The organism is Nodosilinea sp. LEGE 07088, from assembly GCF_015207395.1.
GTDB lineage: Bacteria > Cyanobacteriota > Cyanobacteriia > Phormidesmidales > Phormidesmidaceae > Nodosilinea.
Map to the genome: position 1 here is coordinate 38,761 of NZ_JADEWX010000001.1, position 17,357 is coordinate 56,117.

General features: G+C 54.0%; 17 protein-coding genes and 1 pseudogene. 7 read left to right on the forward strand and 11 right to left on the reverse strand.

Annotation, left to right across the window (positions count from 1 at the left end; genetic code table 11):
* Positions 1–47: 47 nt before the first annotated feature.
* The 3 genes and pseudogenes from IQ254_RS00230 to IQ254_RS00240 all read right to left on the reverse strand — a co-directional run.
* Positions 48–1,193, reverse strand: coding sequence for a ZIP family metal transporter (locus IQ254_RS00230; protein WP_193963092.1), 1,146 nt, complete (start codon positions 1,191–1,193; stop codon positions 48–50).
* Positions 1,190–2,257, reverse strand: coding sequence for a multicopper oxidase domain-containing protein (locus IQ254_RS00235; RefSeq protein WP_193963100.1), 1,068 nt, complete (start codon positions 2,255–2,257; stop codon positions 1,190–1,192). Before IQ254_RS00235 ends, IQ254_RS00230 begins: the two co-directional genes overlap by 4 nt.
* A gap of 125 nt (positions 2,258–2,382) precedes the next feature.
* Positions 2,383–2,948 (reverse strand): annotated as a pseudogene (locus IQ254_RS00240) (MFS transporter); the annotation flags it as partial.
* Positions 2,949–3,258: 310 nt separating this feature from the next.
* Here IQ254_RS00240 and IQ254_RS00245 point away from each other — a divergent pair.
* Together IQ254_RS00245 and IQ254_RS00250 are read left to right on the forward strand one after the other, a co-directional pair.
* Entirely contained in the window at positions 3,259–3,702 is a 444-nt protein-coding gene (locus tag IQ254_RS00245) for a hypothetical protein (protein WP_193963102.1), read from the forward strand.
* 63 nt (positions 3,703–3,765) lie between these two features.
* The gene (locus tag IQ254_RS00250; RefSeq protein WP_193963103.1) at positions 3,766–4,344 is read left to right on the forward strand and encodes a TetR/AcrR family transcriptional regulator; all 579 of its coding nucleotides are present in this window, start codon (positions 3,766–3,768) and stop codon (positions 4,342–4,344) included.
* 77 nt (positions 4,345–4,421) lie between these two features.
* On the opposite strand, the gene IQ254_RS00255 is transcribed toward IQ254_RS00250, so the two are convergent.
* Both IQ254_RS00255 and IQ254_RS00260 read right to left on the reverse strand, forming a co-directional pair.
* Entirely contained in the window at positions 4,422–7,586 is a 3,165-nt protein-coding gene (locus tag IQ254_RS00255) for an efflux RND transporter permease subunit (RefSeq protein WP_193963104.1), read from the reverse strand.
* A gap of 120 nt (positions 7,587–7,706) precedes the next feature.
* Positions 7,707–8,438: an efflux RND transporter periplasmic adaptor subunit gene (locus tag IQ254_RS00260; RefSeq protein WP_193963105.1), complete on the reverse strand. Its 732-nt coding sequence runs from the start codon at positions 8,436–8,438 to the stop codon at positions 7,707–7,709.
* A gap of 119 nt (positions 8,439–8,557) precedes the next feature.
* Between IQ254_RS00260 and rppA the strand changes: the two genes are divergently transcribed.
* Positions 8,558–9,253 carry a two-component system response regulator RppA gene (gene rppA / locus IQ254_RS00265; RefSeq protein WP_193963106.1) on the forward strand — a complete coding sequence of 232 codons (696 nt, stop codon included), beginning with the start codon at positions 8,558–8,560 and terminating at the stop codon, positions 9,251–9,253.
* A 6-nt stretch (positions 9,254–9,259) separates the two neighbouring features.
* Complete coding sequence (gene rppB, locus IQ254_RS00270; protein WP_193963107.1) at positions 9,260–10,630, forward strand: two-component system sensor histidine kinase RppB; 1,371 nt, start codon at positions 9,260–9,262, stop codon at positions 10,628–10,630.
* Positions 10,631–10,664: 34 nt separating this feature from the next.
* On the opposite strand, the gene mrdA is transcribed toward rppB, so the two are convergent.
* Positions 10,665–12,464 carry a penicillin-binding protein 2 gene (gene mrdA / locus IQ254_RS00275; protein ID WP_193963109.1) on the reverse strand — a complete coding sequence of 600 codons (1,800 nt, stop codon included), beginning with the start codon at positions 12,462–12,464 and terminating at the stop codon, positions 10,665–10,667.
* Positions 12,465–12,632: 168 nt separating this feature from the next.
* Between mrdA and IQ254_RS00280 the strand changes: the two genes are divergently transcribed.
* Positions 12,633–13,130, forward strand: coding sequence for an alpha/beta fold hydrolase (locus IQ254_RS00280; RefSeq protein WP_193963112.1), 498 nt, complete (start codon positions 12,633–12,635; stop codon positions 13,128–13,130).
* A 6-nt stretch (positions 13,131–13,136) separates the two neighbouring features.
* A complete protein-coding gene (locus IQ254_RS00285; protein WP_228039841.1) occupies positions 13,137–13,553 on the forward strand; it encodes a hypothetical protein in 417 nt (138 codons plus the stop codon).
* A 65-nt stretch (positions 13,554–13,618) separates the two neighbouring features.
* Here IQ254_RS00285 and IQ254_RS33375 read toward each other — a convergent pair whose 3' ends face one another.
* The 5 genes from IQ254_RS33375 to IQ254_RS00305 form a co-directional block, all read right to left on the reverse strand.
* Positions 13,619–13,867, reverse strand: a complete 249-nt coding sequence (locus tag IQ254_RS33375) for a hypothetical protein (protein WP_278000279.1) — start codon at positions 13,865–13,867, stop codon at positions 13,619–13,621.
* A 142-nt stretch (positions 13,868–14,009) separates the two neighbouring features.
* Positions 14,010–14,249 carry a hypothetical protein gene (locus tag IQ254_RS00290; protein ID WP_193963115.1) on the reverse strand — a complete coding sequence of 80 codons (240 nt, stop codon included), beginning with the start codon at positions 14,247–14,249 and terminating at the stop codon, positions 14,010–14,012.
* Between the two features lie 123 nt (positions 14,250–14,372).
* The gene (locus tag IQ254_RS00295) at positions 14,373–14,756 is read right to left on the reverse strand and encodes a hypothetical protein (protein WP_193963117.1); all 384 of its coding nucleotides are present in this window, start codon (positions 14,754–14,756) and stop codon (positions 14,373–14,375) included.
* Positions 14,753–15,238, reverse strand: a complete 486-nt coding sequence (locus IQ254_RS00300; RefSeq protein WP_193963120.1) for a hypothetical protein — start codon at positions 15,236–15,238, stop codon at positions 14,753–14,755. The genes IQ254_RS00295 and IQ254_RS00300 overlap by 4 nt, the downstream gene beginning before the upstream one ends.
* A gap of 44 nt (positions 15,239–15,282) precedes the next feature.
* A complete protein-coding gene (locus IQ254_RS00305) occupies positions 15,283–16,416 on the reverse strand; it encodes a ParM/StbA family protein (RefSeq protein WP_193963122.1) in 1,134 nt (377 codons plus the stop codon).
* Positions 16,417–17,031: 615 nt separating this feature from the next.
* Here IQ254_RS00305 and IQ254_RS31250 point away from each other — a divergent pair.
* Complete coding sequence (locus IQ254_RS31250; RefSeq protein ID WP_035985554.1) at positions 17,032–17,349, forward strand: hypothetical protein; 318 nt, start codon at positions 17,032–17,034, stop codon at positions 17,347–17,349.
* Positions 17,350–17,357 lie beyond the last annotated feature (8 nt).

Consider the following 17,357-nt stretch of genomic DNA (forward strand, 5'->3'; position numbering starts at 1 on the left):
TAAGCCTTATACCCAACTTCAAGGTCAAGGGTTCCAGCACGAAAGTTTCAAAACTTCACCAGGAAGGCGGTGCCGTACATCACCATCAGACCAATGGTGAATCCAGCTATTCCCAGACTAGAGAGTTCAGAACCGTCGGGCTGAGATAATCGCCGTTGCAGGTAGGTCCCCACCTCGACAATGACTTGCAAAATTGCTCCAGCCCCAATGCCGAGAAACAGGGCCGCCCAATGGGGCGAAAAAGCAAAGGCCCCGACCCAAATTCCCACTACAGCGGGAAGTCCCGCCAGAGCAGCTAGCGAGAGGAATGTTGTCCAGCGCAGTTTGTATTTGAGCAGGGGAGCGACGATGCCCAGTCCTTCGGTGAGATTGTGGAGGGTAAAGCCCACCACTAGAAATGAGCCTAAGGCAATTTCTCCCAGGGCAAAAGCCGTCCCGATCGCGAGCCCTTCTCCCAGATTATGTAGACCAATGCCAAGCGCCATGTAGGTAGACAGGGCAGTGCCTTCAGGCGACTTGCCTCGACGACGACCCACCGCGAGTAAGGCTAGAAACGCCACCGTCGCCGCTAACCAGACTAAGGCTTGCCCCTGAAAAGCGATCGCGGCTTCTGTCGCCAGTTCCAGTCCCTCTTGCAGAGTATCTACGAGCAAAAACGCCAGCATCCCCAGGGTCAGCGTGAGCATGAACATGAGCCCTCGCTGCCGCAACACTTTCAAATAGGGATAGCACAGCATTCCCAGACTAACCGGCACCAAGCCCACATAGAGTCCGAGCCAGCCATAACCCAATAGCGTTGAGAGAGAAAACCCAGGCGTCGGCAGCGCCACCTCAATCAAATGGTCAATGGTTACGCCTGTATTCGTCAAAAACACCACGTGATGAGCTTCCCCTTCCACCCAGGGATAGGGAATTTGCACCGTCGCTGTCGCCAAGCGCCGTATCGCACCAGGAGGCTGCTGGTCAAACTCCCAATACGCGCCATCCACCTGCACCTGGGCAATTTTCATAGGTTCTGACCCTTCAGCCCGCACCTGTAGAGTCATGCCATCGTGATTCAGAACGGTGCGCTCAACCGTGAGCGATTCCAGTGGCGGAGCATTTAGATTCAGAAGCTGAGCCGGATTGATACTCAACAGGAGGGCGATTAATCCAGCCAGCAAAACAGGGGGCAAAATCCAGCGCCACTTCATGCCACCACCTCAAAAGCGCTCATCCAGCCGAGTTCGGCAAATTCTGCCTGATGGGCATGAAACATGTAGAGTCCTGGTTCAAAGTCGGCAAAAGAGCATTCGATAATTCCTCGTTGCCCCTGACACAGCATCACCGTATCGACCGTGCGCAGGGTCGGAGTCAGCGTAGTGCCGTGGTCGTAGTAATCAAAAAAGTTGGCGTGCAGGTGAAAAGAGTTAATCGGGTCAAATTCGGTGACGTTGATGAGATAGATGCGGACGGGGCGATCGCGCTCGATGCGAATTGGCTGCTTCATGTAGGCGTGAGGAATGGAGTTGACCGCGTAGACCTCATTTTCCTCATCGAAGTTGGTATCGAAGCCATTCATCACCATCAGCAACTCCTGCCAGCGCTGGTTTTCCGGCGTTCCCAATACCCGCGACCGGGCCACCTCTACCTGTTCTGGATGCCGCTCTGGGTCAGGATCAACAATGAATGCGCCGTATAGCCCCTTGTGCAGATGGCGTTTAAATGGCAGAGAATGGCAGTGATAGAGATGGCAACCAAAGGGTTTGGCGTCAAACTCGTAGGTCACGGTCTGCCCCGGTGCGGCTTCCAAGGTACCGGGAATACCATCTTGCCTGGCTCCGTGGATGCCGTGGAAATGCAGGGTGTGCATATGCGAGCCCCGGTTGGCAAAGCGAATGCGGATGCGATCCCCCTCCGTGGCCCGAATCGTTGGCCCCGGCACCTGGCCGTTGTAGGTCCAGGCGGGATAGAACACCCCTGGAGCCACCTCAATCTCTCGCTCGACTGCGGCAATGTCGTATTCCCGCAACCGCTGCCCACTAGGGAGCATTGAGATACTTCCTCCATTCCACTGGGTCAGCAGTACGTGAGGATCAAAGCCATTTCTAAGGTGGTCAACCTCCCCTAGAGTGGTCATTCTCTGGTGATGGAGAGCCGGAGCAGTCGGGGCACTCTCCTGAGCCAGCGCCAGTTGGCTAAACCGTCTACCCAACCAGGTGCCAGCCCCTAAAAGCCCTGCTCCAAGGAGCGATCGCCGTTGTACCTGCCAGCCCATTATTTTTCATAATTGCCTCATAATTACAAGCATAGTCGATAGTGAAGCCTTTTCATAATTGTTTCATAATTGAAGCGTCGCAGTCGCTAGGGTAGATCTGCGGCTAGCTCTGGTATACCAACCGGCGAAATGACCAAAATGGCGGCGACTAGAAACGTGAAGCCATCCAGAAAAAATACCTGCCGGGTGCCCACAAAGGCAGCCGCGCTCCCGGCCAATCCAGGGCCAAGAACGCCCAGAAGCTGGTAGGTAGCACTGGAAAGGGCGATCGCGGTGGGGTCTCCTCCTGGGTTGCGATCAAGGGAATGGTAGCGGTATATGTAGGGGTGAAAAAGGCAGAGAAGAGGTTCAAGGCCAACACGATCGCATAGATCTGCCAGATCTGGGTGACAAAGGGCAGTAGACACACAATTACCATCCGCGCCAAATGGGTAATGACCATGATGCGCTTGCGGTCAACCCGATCGGCGATCGCCCCGGCTAGCGGTGAGAGTACTACGTAGGCCGCAACTCGCAGGGTGAGCGCTCCTGATAAAATCAGCCCAGCGTTTTCGCCCGCTAGTTCAAAGGCGAGTAGCGCCAACCCCAGCCAGGTCAGCGCATCGCCAACCAGGTTAATGGTCTGGGCTGCGTAGAGGCGGGCAAAGGTAGGGTTTCTGAGACACTGGAATAACCGAGGAGTTGAAATCATCTGGCTTACAGGGCTTGATGAGGCGGGCGATGACGTTTGGTCTACCATTCTGATTTATCCCACTGGTGGGATAAATCAGAATGGTTAAATAGGTTGAAGAGGGACGGCTGCCCCTGAGCTAGGGTTTTCAACATATCCTTACGGGATTTCGAGATAAGCCACATGCTGCGCATCACCAATCCTTCTTGATGGGCACGCACCAATAATGAGTAAGCACTTGCTTATTACGCAACACTAGTGTATTTTAGATGTAATAAATAAGCAAGCACTTGCTTATTTATTACATCCTCTTTAAAGTGGGAACTTTGTCATGCAAGAGTATATCGACGCTGATTCTTCATTAACCCTTGGTGAAGCAATCCAAAAAATGCGTGCATTGGAACCCGAGGACTTCGTAGGTAAAACATCGATAGACGTTGTGCAGTTAGTAGAGCAGCATGATGCAGTACACATCTTGTTTGACTGTGGTACCTCGATTCAAGACGAAATAGCAGTACATGTTTGGATGATCTTTGCTACAACAGCAAGCATGAGCGACATGCACCGCGCCGTTGCCAATCAGGAGCATCGCACTGCTTTATCTGGAATGGGACATCTCAAGTTAATAAGTGTCTGGGTTTTAAGTCTGCCGCGCATCATTGGGATCCTTTTGAAGAGCTTAAAGATGAAAAAGAGAATCGCGATGGAAGAGCTTTCTGGACTAAAAGGACAGTTCATATTTGAAATCCGCCGAGAACACGGTATTGTCTTGTGATTGCTAGCGCAAGCCCAAAATTCTAAATATTGCACGATAAACCCTAAATTAAAAACATGCCGAATGCCCCGCAATAAAACGATTTCTGATGATGAAATTCTCGCCGTAGCACGTCCGCTCTTTCTAGAAGAAGGGCCAAGAGCTTCAACGCGAACCCTCGCTAAGATGGTCGGAATCTCTGAGGCCGTTATTTTTCAGCGATTTGGCACGAAAGAAGATCTCTTCTTTGCAGCGATGGTGCCCCCAGAATCTCAACTTAAGGCAATGTTTGATGTTCACCCCGGAATGCAACAGGTCGCAAGAAATCTAGAACTGATTAGTTTTCAGATTGTTGCCTACTTTCGTGAGATAATGCCCGTTTTTTTGTCTCTGATTAGTCATCCATCCTTTGATTTAAAGACTTTTTTGCAGCGTCATACAATGCCTGCGACACAAATTGAGTATGAGCTGACAGCATACCTGAATGCTGAAGCAGGCCTAGGTCGAATTCGTAAAGATAGTATTGAACCGATGACGGATCTTCTAATTTCATACCTGCATCACTTAGCGCTATCTGAAACAATCGAATCACATCCCTCCACTGATATCAACCGCGCAATTTCTGATGTAATTACTTTGCTATTAAATGGACTGACTCCATAAGTCTTATGCTTTGAGGCGCGATCATCTCCTCCCATATTGGGCAAGTTAACCGCGCCCCAAATTGAATGCCATCCGAACTACTGCCGCGAACCAACGGCAGATTGCGAGGTAGCATTGACAGCTATAGCCACCTCAAGGGGAGTCTGCTTTCGTTTCGGCATTAGCCACTTGCCAAACTTAGCGTAGAGAGCCGGAATCACCAGCAGCGTCAGCGCTGTGGAGGTGAAGAGACCACCCAACACAACAATGGCTAGCGGTTGCAGAATCTCATTCCCGGCCCCGCTGGCGATCGCCAAGGGCAGCATTCCTAAGGCCGAGGTCAGCGCCGTCATCAAGATGGCGTTGACCCGGTCGAGCGACCCGGTGACGATTACCTCTTTGAGCGGCATACCCTGGGCAAATTTGCCGTTGTAGTTATCCACCAGCAGCAGGCCATTGCGCACCGCCACGCCAAACAGGGTGATGAAGCCGATCAACGAGGCAATCGAAATCACGCCGCCGGTTAACGCAATGGAAATAATGCCACCCACCAGTGCTAACGGCAGGTTGATCATGATGGCAATGGTGGCAGGTAGCGATTTCACCGAGAAGAACATCAGCACCGCGATCGCGATCGCCGCCAAGAGACTGTAAATCAGCAGGCTGCTGGTGGCCCGTTGCTCTGACTCAAACTGACCGCCGTACTGAATAAAGTAGCCATTGGGCAGCGGCACATTCTGCTGAATTTGGGCCTGAATATCGCCCACCACGCTGCCCAGGTCGCGCTCGGCCACGTTGGCCGAGACCACAATCAGGCGGGAGACATCTTCCCGGTTTACCACGTTGGCCCCCATGCCGTAATCGACCGTGGCCACATCCCCTAGCGCAATCATCTCGTCCGTAGGGGTCGAAATGGGGATGGCGCGAATGGCATCTAGATTACTGCGGGCGGCCTCGGGCAGCGAAACTACAATGTCGATCAGCTGCTGATTTTCCGGCACCTGGGAGACAACACGACCGTTCAGCGCCGTTTCCACGACACCGGAGAGCTGCTCCATGGTCAGGCCATAGGTGGCGGCAGCCCTGCGGTCATACTGGATTTGCACCTGGCGAATGGGGAGTTGCGGCTCAAGCTGTAAATCCACCACGCCTTCAATGGGTTCGATGGTATCGCGCACCTGTTCGCCGATGCGCCGCAGTTCCGCCAGGTCGGGGCCGAAGATTTTGATCGCGATCGCGCTCCGTACCCCCGACAGCACCTCATCCATGCGGTGAGAGATGAATCCGCCAATATTTGGGGCTACACCAGGCAACGCCAAGAACGCCTCCCGCAGTTGTTGTACGCTAGCTTCGCGGTCTTCCAGCGCCAGGTCACTGAGTTCCACATCGACGTGGGCCATATTCACCCCGGCCCCATCGGCATCGCCAGGGGCACGGCCCGCCCGCACCTGCACCCACTCGTAGAGGGGATTGTCTTGCAGCGTTGTGGCCAGCGCTATCCCAGCTCGATTAGTGATGTCTAGCGACACGCCGGGGAACAGCACCATAGAGTTGACCAGCGACTTTTCCTGAAATTCTGGCAAAAATACTCGTCCGAGGGAGGGCACAATCGCCAATGCCACTACCAACGCCGCCAGCGATAGCGCCAGAATCACCTGGGGAGCCCGCAGAGACACATTCAACAGCGGACGATAGAGCCGCTCAGCCCAGCGCGACACAAAGGTACCTTCCTGGGGCAAGGTTTGGTGGGCCAGCAGAATCGCACAGAGCGCAGGCGAGATGGTCATCGCCACCAGGGTAGAGGCGGCGATGGAGAGCAAATAGGCCAGGCCCATTGGCGCAAAAATTCGCCCTTCTACCCCGATCAGACTAAAGATGGGCGCAAACACCACGATGATGATCACCGTGGAAAAAATCACCGCCAGCCGCACCTGCACCGACGTGTCGTACACCACCTGGAAAGGGTGCTTGGGGTTGCCCTGGGCCTGGTTGGTGCGCAGGCCGCGATAGCAGTTTTCCATATCCACAATGGCGTCATCCACCACCGAGCCAATGGCCACCACCAGGCCACCCAGAGTCATCGTGTTGATACCCAGGCCAAAGGCTTTCATCAACAGCAGGCCGATCAACAATGAGAGGGGAATGGCGCTGAGGGTGATGATGGCGGTGCGCCAGTTCATCAAAAACAGCAGCATGATGATCGATACAATGACGATGCCTTGAATCAACGATCCGCTGACGTTGCGAATGGCCGAGTCGATAAAGTTCGACTGACGAAAGGTGCGGGCCATTTGCACATCGGCGGGGAAGGTTTGCTGTAAATCGGCCACCACCGCTTCTACGGCTTTCGTTACCGTGGGCGTGTCCACATCGGGCTGCTTGGTGATCATCAGCACCACGGCGGGAGCACCATTAAAGCTGGCATCGCCCCGCTTGAGGGCGGCTCCGGTCTGCACCTCGGCCACATCTTGCAGCAGAATGGGTTCGCCGTTCTCAACCTTCACCACCGACTGCTTCAGGTCTGCGATGGATTGCATCTGACCCAGGCCACGCACCAGCAGTTCTTGACCGCCGCCAATCAAAAAGCCGCCTGGCGCGTTGGAGTTAGCCCCTCGGGCGGCATCGGTGACCTCGCTGAGGGCGACATTGCGGGTTCGCAGTTGATCGGGATCTACCAGCACCTGCTCTTGCCGTTCATCGCCGCCGTAGACGGTCACCTGCGTGACCCCTGGCACCGACAAAATTTGCTGGCTGAGGGTGCTTTCTGCCAGGCGGCGCAGATCCATCATTGAGGTCTGACCCTGGCCATTGAGCGTAAAGGCATATATCAAAATCGTGCCCAGGGGCGAAGCCAGGGGCGATAGCTCGGGGGTGTGGGCACCCTCCGGCAGTTGACCCGTGACCTGTTGCAGCCGTTCGGTAACCGACTGCCGCGCCTGGGCAATGTCGGCATCCTGGTCGAATACCACCTGCACCATCGACAGCCCCACCTTTGAGGATGAGCGCACGGTAGTCACCCCCGGCAGGCCGTTCACTACGCTTTCAATGGGCACAGTGATTTGAGTTTCAACTTCTTCAGGAGCTAGGCCGGGGGCTTCGGTGTGGATATCGACCTGGGGCGGTGCAAATTCGGGAAACACATCCAGCGGCATTTGGTTGAGGCTGAAAACGCCCCAGATCGTGACCGCAATGGCCGCAGCCACGATCAGCCACCGCTGGGCAATGGAATTTTTGAGGGTCTGGTCAAGAAGTAAATTAAACATCGAAGGTAATTTCTGAGAAAAAAAATACCGCCCATCGCGCCAGCGTCTCGTTTGCACCGCAGTTCCGAGAGCGGCGCGACCATCTATTGCTGAGACATTGATTCAGAGAAACGACCCAGGTTAGTAGCCCCCTCGTTTGCCGGAATAGGTGCCATCGGAAAAGCGGCTCTTCTTTTTGCGACCACCGCTTAAAAAGGTCATTGCCCCAGTCACTACAGCAGTTGCGGCCGTTATACCGACCACAATCCCCCAGGGGAAACCTCTGGAGGGTGTAGCGGTTTCGCTCGCCTGGGCCAGATCACCTGCTGGGGGAGCGGCTTCACCGGATTCGACCAGGTTGCCTGCCGCATCGTGGCTGTGGGGAACGCCTTGGGCATCGGCCTGGGCGTGAGTAGCATCGGTTGCCGGAACGGCTGTGGAAGGAGCCGCTTCAGCGGTCTGGGTTTTGCGCGATTCGGCATAGAGCGACAGGCTGCCCTGGGTAACCAGTTGCTCGCCTACCGACAGTCCATCGGTGACTTCAATCAGGTCGCCCTGGGTGGTGCCGGTAGTCACCGGCACTGGCTCGTAAAAATTCTCGTACTGCACAAAAACGAGCTGCTGACCCGCATCATCTACCAAAGCCGTAACCGGGATGAGTACGGTGGCACTGCCATCGGCGATGGACTCAATGGGGGTGACTTCAATCCCCAGTAGGGAGTCAGTCTCAGCCTTGACCTCGACTCGGTTGACACCGCCTTCGGCCTGAAATTCATCGCCGTGGCCCACGTGGGAGATCGCGGCTTTGGGCACTGCTAGCAACAGAACGGTAATTAAAACTGCCTCTAGAACGGGCTTTGGGGTGTAACGCATGATTCCTCACTCCAAGTTTTGGGATGGTCGGTCGTAGTCTGCCAGAGAACCGATGAAATCGAGGTGAAACGGCGGGTCGTTCTGTAAGATCAACATCGTGACCCGTTGTGCCTGGGGCTATGCGAATTTTGCTGGTGGAAGATGAGGAGGATTTGGGACTGGCCATCAAGCAAGTCTTGATGGGCGAGAAGTATGTTGTGGACTGGGTAACCGATGGTGCCCAGGCCTGGTACTGTCTGGAAAATCAGTGGACAGACTACACGGTGGCGATCATTGATTGGTTGTTGCCCGAGCTGTCTGGGCTAGAGCTATGCCAGCGGCTTAGATCGTGTCAAAACTCTCTGCCTGTACTGATGCTGACCGCCCTAGGCCAGCCTGAAAACCGTGTCGCCGGGCTAGATGCTGGAGCGGATGACTATCTGGTTAAACCCTTTGTGATGGAGGAACTGCTGGCCCGGCTGCGGGCCTTGCAGCGGCGATCGCCCCAGCTACAGCCTCAGACCCTGACAGTGGGCCGGTTTTCCCTGGATAATGCCAATACAACACTTCAGGTCGGATATGGCGACCAGCCTGCTCAGACCATTCCATTAACGCTGAAGGAGTTTCAGGTGTTGGCGTATCTAATGCAAAACTGCGATCGCATCATTTCCGGCAGCAAAATTCGCTATCAACTGTGGGATCTTGATGACGAGCCGGTGAGCAATGTGGTGGCCGCCCAAATTCGCCTGTTGCGCCGCAAGCTTTCCAAGCATGGCTGTGCCTGCCCGATCGAAACTATTCCTGGACAGGGCTATCGTTTTAACTCCTCCCTGTAGCCGCCCATGAATAGCCAGCAACTCTTTCGTCGCAGTCGCACCCGTTTAGCACTCTGGTATGCCGGGGTCATGGCGATGATTCTGAGTCTATCGGGGCTGGGAATCTACCGGGCGCTGATTCAGTCAAACTGGGCTGCCCTGGAGCGAGAAATTGAATCGATCGCCGGGACGCTCCACGATAGCCTGGAACCCATGCTGCCCCCGTCGGTAGACCCGACCGTTGTTTTGCAGCAAATTTTTCCGGATCTGTGTGTGGCAGGACAGGTCTGTGCGCCCCAATCTACGGTAATTCAGCGCCATACTATTGGCATCAGCGATCGCAGCAGCTACTACATTCGCCTGTTCAACCACCACGGCGACCTGCTGGCCTTTTCGCCCAACCAGCCCTTGCCTCTGCCCCAAACCGTAAACCCTACCCTGTGGCAAACTCTACAAAGCGACAGCGGTACTCGCTATCGCCAGTTCACCACCATTTTGCACAGTGCCGATGCCCATCCCACCAGTACCAATGGCCATGATCATCCCTCCTGGGGCTACATGCAAATTGGGCGCACCCTGGCTCCCTTTGATGCCGAGGTAGAACGCATTCAGTGGGTACTAGCGATAGGGTTGCCTCTGGCTTTAGCCCTAGTGGGGGCCTCTAGCTGGTGGCTGTCAGGTCTGGCCATGCAGCCCATTTACCGATCTTATCAACGGCAGCAGCAGTTCACCGCCGATGCCGCCCACGAACTGCGATCGCCTCTGGCCAGTTTGCTTGCGACCGTGGAAGCCATCCTTCGGCTACCACCCGCTCAGCAGCAGAATGTTCCTCCCATGCTCCAGACGGTAGAGCGCCAGGGCCGTCGACTTAGCCACTTGGTCACCGACTTACTGTTGCTGACCAGCCTAGAGCAAAACGCTTCACCCCAATCGTTTAAGCCCTGCTGCCTAAATGATTTGATTGCTGATTTAACCGAAGAACTCTCAGAACTAGCCTCCGCCTCAGACATTCATCTAGTCCGTCACCTTCTCAATAATGAGATTTATGTTTTAGGCCACGAGTCTCAACTCTATCGGCTCGTCTCTAATTTGATCGCCAATGCCATTCAGTACACATCCCCTGGGGGATCGGTACTGGTGAGTTTAGATGCTCGCGATCGCATGGCTATCATTGCCGTCAAAGATACGGGCATTGGCATTTCCCTGACTGAACAAAGCCGCATTTTTGAACGATTTTATCGGGTCGATGGCGATCGCTCTCGCAAAACCGGTGGCACTGGGTTGGGGTTGGCAATTGCCAAGGCGATCGCCAAGAGCCACGGGGGGCAGTTAACCGTTGCAAGCCAACTCGGAGAGGGCAGTGTCTTCACCTTACGATTAGCTACTATTTCCCATTAGCAAAAGTTCCGAGGTACTGATAGACAGCAATTGATTAAGGCTGTAATGCCAGTTCAGGTTCAAAGTAGTCTGCCAAGACTTGTTTTACCATTGGCCCCGCGATCGAGCCACCGCCACTACCAGAATTTTCAGCAAAGGCTACGACAACAATTTCAGGGCTGTCAGCCGGAGCATAGGCCCCAAACCAGGCATGAGACTGACGCGGCGGGTCTTCGGCAGTACCGCTTTTGCCCGCAATGGGCGGTAGAGAAGAACTGTTTAACGCTTGCCCCGTACCTCGCACAACAACTGCCCTCAGTCCCTCCTGAATCACCTGTAACGTTTCGGGACTAAGATCGACAGACTGGCGCTGAGTCGATGCCCCTGAACCCTTTTGCAGATGCGGCGTAACCCGAGCACCACCGTTGGCAATAGAAGCAAACATGACTGCCACCTGGAGTGGTGTCGCCTGAATCGCTCCCTGCCCTAGGGAGAAATTGACCGTGTCACCTGGGTACCAATCTTCATTGAAGTTTTCCTGCTTCCACGCCGTATCTGGCACCAATCCGTGCGCCTCTCCGCTTAGCTCAATGCCTGTCTTTTGCCCTAAACCAAACTTCCGTGCCCATCGAATAAGGGTCGTTTCACCCACACCCATACCTACGCTGCCAAAAAAGGTATTGCTACTGTTTGCCATCGCGCCAATAAAATCTAGTTGACCAAACCCCGATCTATTCCACTCCCAAAACTTGATGCCACCTAAATTAAGGTAGGGTGAAGTTGGCAATACAGTACTCCGAGAATAGCGACCCGACTCTAAAGCTGCTGTAGTAGTAACAATTTTGAACGTACTAGCAGGCGGATAGCCTTGCAAAGCACGATTAACAAATGGAAATTTTTTGCTTTGAAGCTGCTGCCACTGGGTTGCGTTAATCTGGCTTGTAAACAAATTAGGATTAAACGCAGGGTGACTAACCATGGCTAAAACTTCGCCTGTTTCGGAAGCAAGCGCGACGATCGCTCCTGCTCTACTTCCCAAGGCAGCTTCCGCTGCTTTTTGCAAATCCAAGTCTAAAGTAAGCTGTACATCTTGCCCTGGCCGAGCCAGTTTTTCGCCTAAAACGCGAATAACCTGCCCTGTCCCATCAATTTCAACCTGCTGCCCGCCGCGATCGCCACGTAACTGTTGTTCAAAGGCTGCCTCTACACCCATCTGCCCTACAATATCACCCAGGCGATACCCCTCATTGGTACGTTGTTGCAGTTCTTCTCCAGAAATTTCGCCGAGATATCCCAACGCATGTGCAGCCAATTCATTATTGGGGTAGTAGCGTACTGTTTCAGTGTTTACCACTACACCAGGCAGATCTGTCATACGTTCTTGAAATGCTGTTACTTGGGCAGGGCTAATATCCTGAGCAATACGAAACAAAAATGGAGACTCTTGATCGACTTGTTCTAACCGTTTTTGAATTTCAATTTCAGGAATATTAAGCAGCCGAGCAACCTGTTTTCGAGTATTTTCCCAGCTCGACTCGCGAACTGCAAATGCCCATACGTATACTGCATAAGATAGGCGACTTCCTGCTAGTTCCTGTCCATCACGGTCTAAAATCCTGCCCCGAGTAGGCTGATTAGAAATCAGACGAATTCGATTACTGATTGCAAATTGGTGGTAGCGGCTGCCTTCAACTAACTGCAAATAAAACAAACGGCTACCAATCACGCCCAAAAAAACTACAGAGAGAGTCAAAATGATAAGCAGTGATCGAGGATGACTACCAACCCTGCGGCGTTCAAAAGAAGGGATTGTGTAACCCTTAGAGGTTTTACTATTGCGGGAGGTCAGAATCATACAGGTAAATCTAGTCATCAAGATGAGAATCAACTTTTCATTCTGGCAGTTATGCGATGAAAACGAGATGAAATGCTGGTTCTTAAGATCAACTACGAATAAGCAATCCGCACATTCTGGGCATTAATATGTTGGAAATGATGTTGTCAGAAGGACAAGGACACTGGCGTGGCTGAAGTCAAGCTTTTAGATCAGGCACAGGCACCTGTCGAAACGCGATACTACCCCTGGCAATGGCATGACCAGTCAACCACCATAGCCTACGACCTGCGCGGGGAAGGGCCGCTTATACTCTTGCTACCTGCCCTCAGCAGCATCTCTACCCGTGTCGAGTTCAATGCTGTAGCGGCAACGTTGGCTCAGCACTATGAGGCGGTTACCCTAGATTGGCCAGGTTTTGGAAAGTCTGATCGCCCAGCCTGGCGAACTCGCCCAGCGATTTACCACGCCCTGCTGAAGGATTTTGTCCAGGATATCGTGCCAGGGTTGGCCGGGTTGGTAGCGGTCGGCCATAGTGCGGGGTACGCCCTGGCCCTGGCTACTGACGGAAGTACCATACACCAGTTACGAGCGATCGCGTTGGTGGCACCAACCTGGCATGGGCCACTGCCCACAGCGATGGGCAATCATCGCTGGGCCTATAGCCTGCTGCGTTGGTTAGTATGATGCCCGGTGGTGAGGCAAGCCCTGTATGCCTTGAATGCCCACCCAACTTTTTTACGATGGATGATGGGTCGCCATGTCTACAGCGATGCCGTCCACATTACCCCAGAGTTGATGCAGGCTAAGCACCAAACAACCCAAGCTAAGGAAGCCAGATTTGCCTCCGTAGCCTTTGTAACTGGGGGTCTCGACCCAGTGCAGCAGCGCACTGACTGGCTAGATTTGATGCAGGTGGTGACGGTACCTAAGCTAGTCATTGTTGGGCAACAAAGCCCACCCAAGTCTAAAGCCGAGATGGAGATGTTGAGCGCTATGACCGGAGTAGAGTCTGCCATAGCACCAGGCTCTTTGGGCCTGGGAGAAGAATATTCGGAGAAAGCACTGGCCTTTCTACTACCGTTTCTAGCCCAGCATTTGGTGGACTAACCTAATCATGCCTTGACTGAGTATTGAACGATATTTAGCAAGAGTGCTTCCTTTTACATGCTTTCTTAGGGAAGAATATACCGAGTCAGAATAGACATGACCTCCCCAGGATTAGGGGTAGGTAGGAGGGGACTCCATATTCCCACTTCGGCATAGCCGAGCCCATAGAGATTATGGATGGTACTTGTAACCCCCCTCGGGGAGCCGATCAGCAGATGGCGTAACGGCTCCCGCCCAGATGGTACATCTTCTATCTCAATAGGCAAAAGCGGAGAGCGGGGATCCTGTGAATAGCTTGCCGGAGATTGAGTCATTGTGGTTCACCACATGAGAAGTACTAAATGGGCTTGAGGAGACTAAGCGTTCTGGCGATGCCCAGCAGACCAAGTCGCTTTAAGACCACGATAATTTTGAAGTTGCCATCAGGGCAATAAATTAATGCACACATGACAACATCTAATCTCGTTTTCGCTTCCGCTTTCGTTCCCAAATCTCCCGGAGGTGGGCGGGCTCGTTTTCAAACTGGCTCCAGAGAGCATGAACTTCGGCCAGCCGCCGCTTATCTGCCTCGGATGGCTCGCGACGATGCTCTCCCTGCGAGAACCAGTGGGCTACTGTGCTCTTAGAGCGCCCGCACAATTCCGCTAATTCGTCGTAGGTGACAACCCAGTACTCTAGGAACTCTTCCGGCTCCATTTGTCTCGAAATCCTAGCCTTGTAAGCCTTGAACAGTTCCCAGTGTCGTCTGGTTGGGGTTTTAGCGGCTATCATGGCAAGAATGTGAGTATGCACGGGTGACAACTTTTAGGTCATGATACGTCAATTTAGAACTGATCCGTTAGTTTGCCTTGAGGATATTTGGCTATTCCCTAGATCTTTCTGTAGCTCCTGCCGAATCAGGGCAAACCGCTGCACATCTGCCTGAGTCAGCCAGGCGTCAATCTCGTAAAACGTTTGCCCACCCTGCCGATTCGTCCTTAACGTCAGAATCGTCTCCGGCAGGTGGTGACCATCGCCCCTGAACTCGATATTCAGATCGCGCCCCCGCTCCACAATCGTATAGAACTGCTTGCCCTCAAACACCCGCTGCCCCCGAGCTTGGTCGTGGCAAAACCGCTCCAGCAACAGCACCGCCGTCCCCGCAATCTGCTCCTGGGTCTGACGGTCAACGAGGACCGGTGTTCTGGGTCGCGGCGGGTTCACGTCAAGTCATTGATGAAAGGGTTGAGCCCCGCCATGATGGCGGCATCGTCGCCCAAGAACTCTCGCAGGGGCTGATCCACCGGCCCTGGGTCAGTCACCGTTTTGACGGATGCTGGGGTGGATGCCATGGAGCTATTGGCCGATGGTAGATGTCGTGGGTTTGGCCTAACCAGTGGGAGAGCTGTTTGGGGTGGCGTTATCGAATCATCGAAGGCTTCCCACTCCGGCAGAAACCGCTCTCTGATTTCTAGAATCTGAGTCGTCAACTGCTGAATTGATCGCAAAGCCTGCCGCCGGATCTCATTCTTGGGGGCTTGAACTGCTGCCATGGCAAACGGCCCATAGCACCCATTCAGAGCCGATCGCATCCGGGCATGGAGGTCATGGCGAGACTTTCCCCGGCAGTAGCCAATCACTGCCACATCCAGCTCATCCCGGCTGGAGTATTGAATCCTGGCCTTTGTTTCTGACGTTTGGGTCATTCCTCTGAGTCCTTATCGTTGCTGCAACTGGGGAGAGTTTGGTGCTAGCGAGTTTGGCTTGGCTTGGCGCTGTACATAAAGGTCTTGAACAACCCATAGACATCGGCCCAGCGGACGCTGGTGATCAAGTCGGGTTCAGCCGTGCCATCCTGGCCTCGCAGTACGTCGGTCATCTCCTGTCTCAGGGTTTCGGCCCAGGTGATCTGCTGAGCCAGCCCGCGCTGGTCAAAAAACTGCTCCAGTTCTGGCCGAATGAAATAGGCGGCACCCCCGCCGACAATCACCTCCACCTCAGCGGAGGGCAGCCACTCCACCAAGAACTGGTTCACCCGATCCAGATAAAACTCCCGAGCATAGCTACAGGCCTTCGCCAGGTCGAGGGCTTCCTTACGGCCTGGGACGTGGAAGGTGGGATGCCCCTGCAAAACTGCTTCCAGCAGAGCCGGGTCATCGGGAGCAACACCCGGCAGCTCGGTGGCACACTGCTTCAGGTATTCCACAAACCCTGGCCCCTGGGAAGTACTGTTGGTTTCTTGCGGGGTGCTGCCCTTCTCGAAGGTGAGGATGGAGAGATTTCGGTGACCAAACATAAGAACGACGACGGTGGAGTCGCGAATCCCCACCCCAGCTCTGGCCAGCTGCAACCCCTTGGCCAGGTAAAGCCCGGCCCCCTCTGGCTGCATCTCAATGCGCTCTAGCTGCCCAAACAGAGACCTACCCCGAAAGCTGAAGTCTGAGATCGCCCCCAGGATCTGGGCCTTCAGTTCCTTGCGGTCTTGCCAGTATTCCTCCAGCGGCAGCAGCAGACCCAGTTGAGCGGTGAACTCACAACCTGAGCTGTCGGAGTCCTGTTCTGTCAGAGTCTTCTCAGCGATCACCCCCAAGGTGGCCAAGATTTTATAGACGGCGCGATCGCGTTTCGGCAGAGCCAGACCCGAGTCGCCTTTTTGGGCGATCGCTAAGGCCCCAATCGCATAGGCGCTACTCCCCACCATCACATAGGCACTGTCCTCCGGTTCCTGGCTGGTCAGCCCGCCGAGCATCAGCCGGTCGAGGCGAGCGGGGTTCAACCGAGCCACCTGGGGGTCGAGGTGCAGCAGGTAAGGCTGGCCCTGCCAGTAGAGACACTTGGTGGCAGAGCTGCCCATGTCGATGTAGGTCTGGATGATTTGGGTCATAGTTTGAATGCCAATGACAGCGTTTAATCAACACCATGAAGACGTAAGAATGCCTTCTGGTTTGTTGATGACTATCTGTATTCTGAATCGCCGGTTTTATTCACGACTTAATAACGACTGAATTGTCATCTTCAGTAAAATCCATCATGACTTTGATGGCTGACAAATTTCATTCACGCCTTATTCACGACTTGATAACGACTTGCTTGCGAGGACTCTGAGAGAACGCTGGAATCACTGAATCATTCACGACTTGATAACGACTTAATCGCGACTTGCTGATTGAGGCCTTTCTAGGAGAGGCGAAAATCAATCATTTAAGTGATGAATAAAAACAAATTTTGCAGCCCGCTGGACTGAACAGAACTAGTAATAGCTGTGGGCTAAAACAGAGATTATTGCCCCTTGTATTCTCCCCAGGAAATGCCCTGGCGAAAGCCAGATAGGCTGCCCTGGGGGCTACGCCACTCCACTGCGTTTCGTCGCTCCGCGTTTCACACACCACGCCCAGCCCTGGGCCAGGGGGTTGCCGAAACCCAGCATTATCAGGGGTTTCGAGCATGGGAGCCAGTGGCCGGTCGTTTACGAATCACTGACGAATTCACGGAAAAGCTCATGGGTAAAGGATTTAGCGTCTCGCTGCCCCTCGAAGAGGCGGCGATCGTCGAGAAAGAGGCCAATCGGCTGGGTCTACCCGCCGCCAGCATTATTCGCTTGATGATGCGTGACGGTCAGCAGCGCCGCGAACTGGAACGGCAGGTGGATGACCTCAAGGCTCGGATGGAGCTGCTGCAAGTGCAGTTTCAGGGGCTCCAGATTTTGCTAGAGACCATTGCCCTAGAACAGGCCAATGCCCGAGGGCCGCAAGCGCTGGAAAATCGCAAGGCGCTGATTCAAGAAATTCGCAAGCGCCAGGGATTGGTAGAGGGATAGGAGGTCAG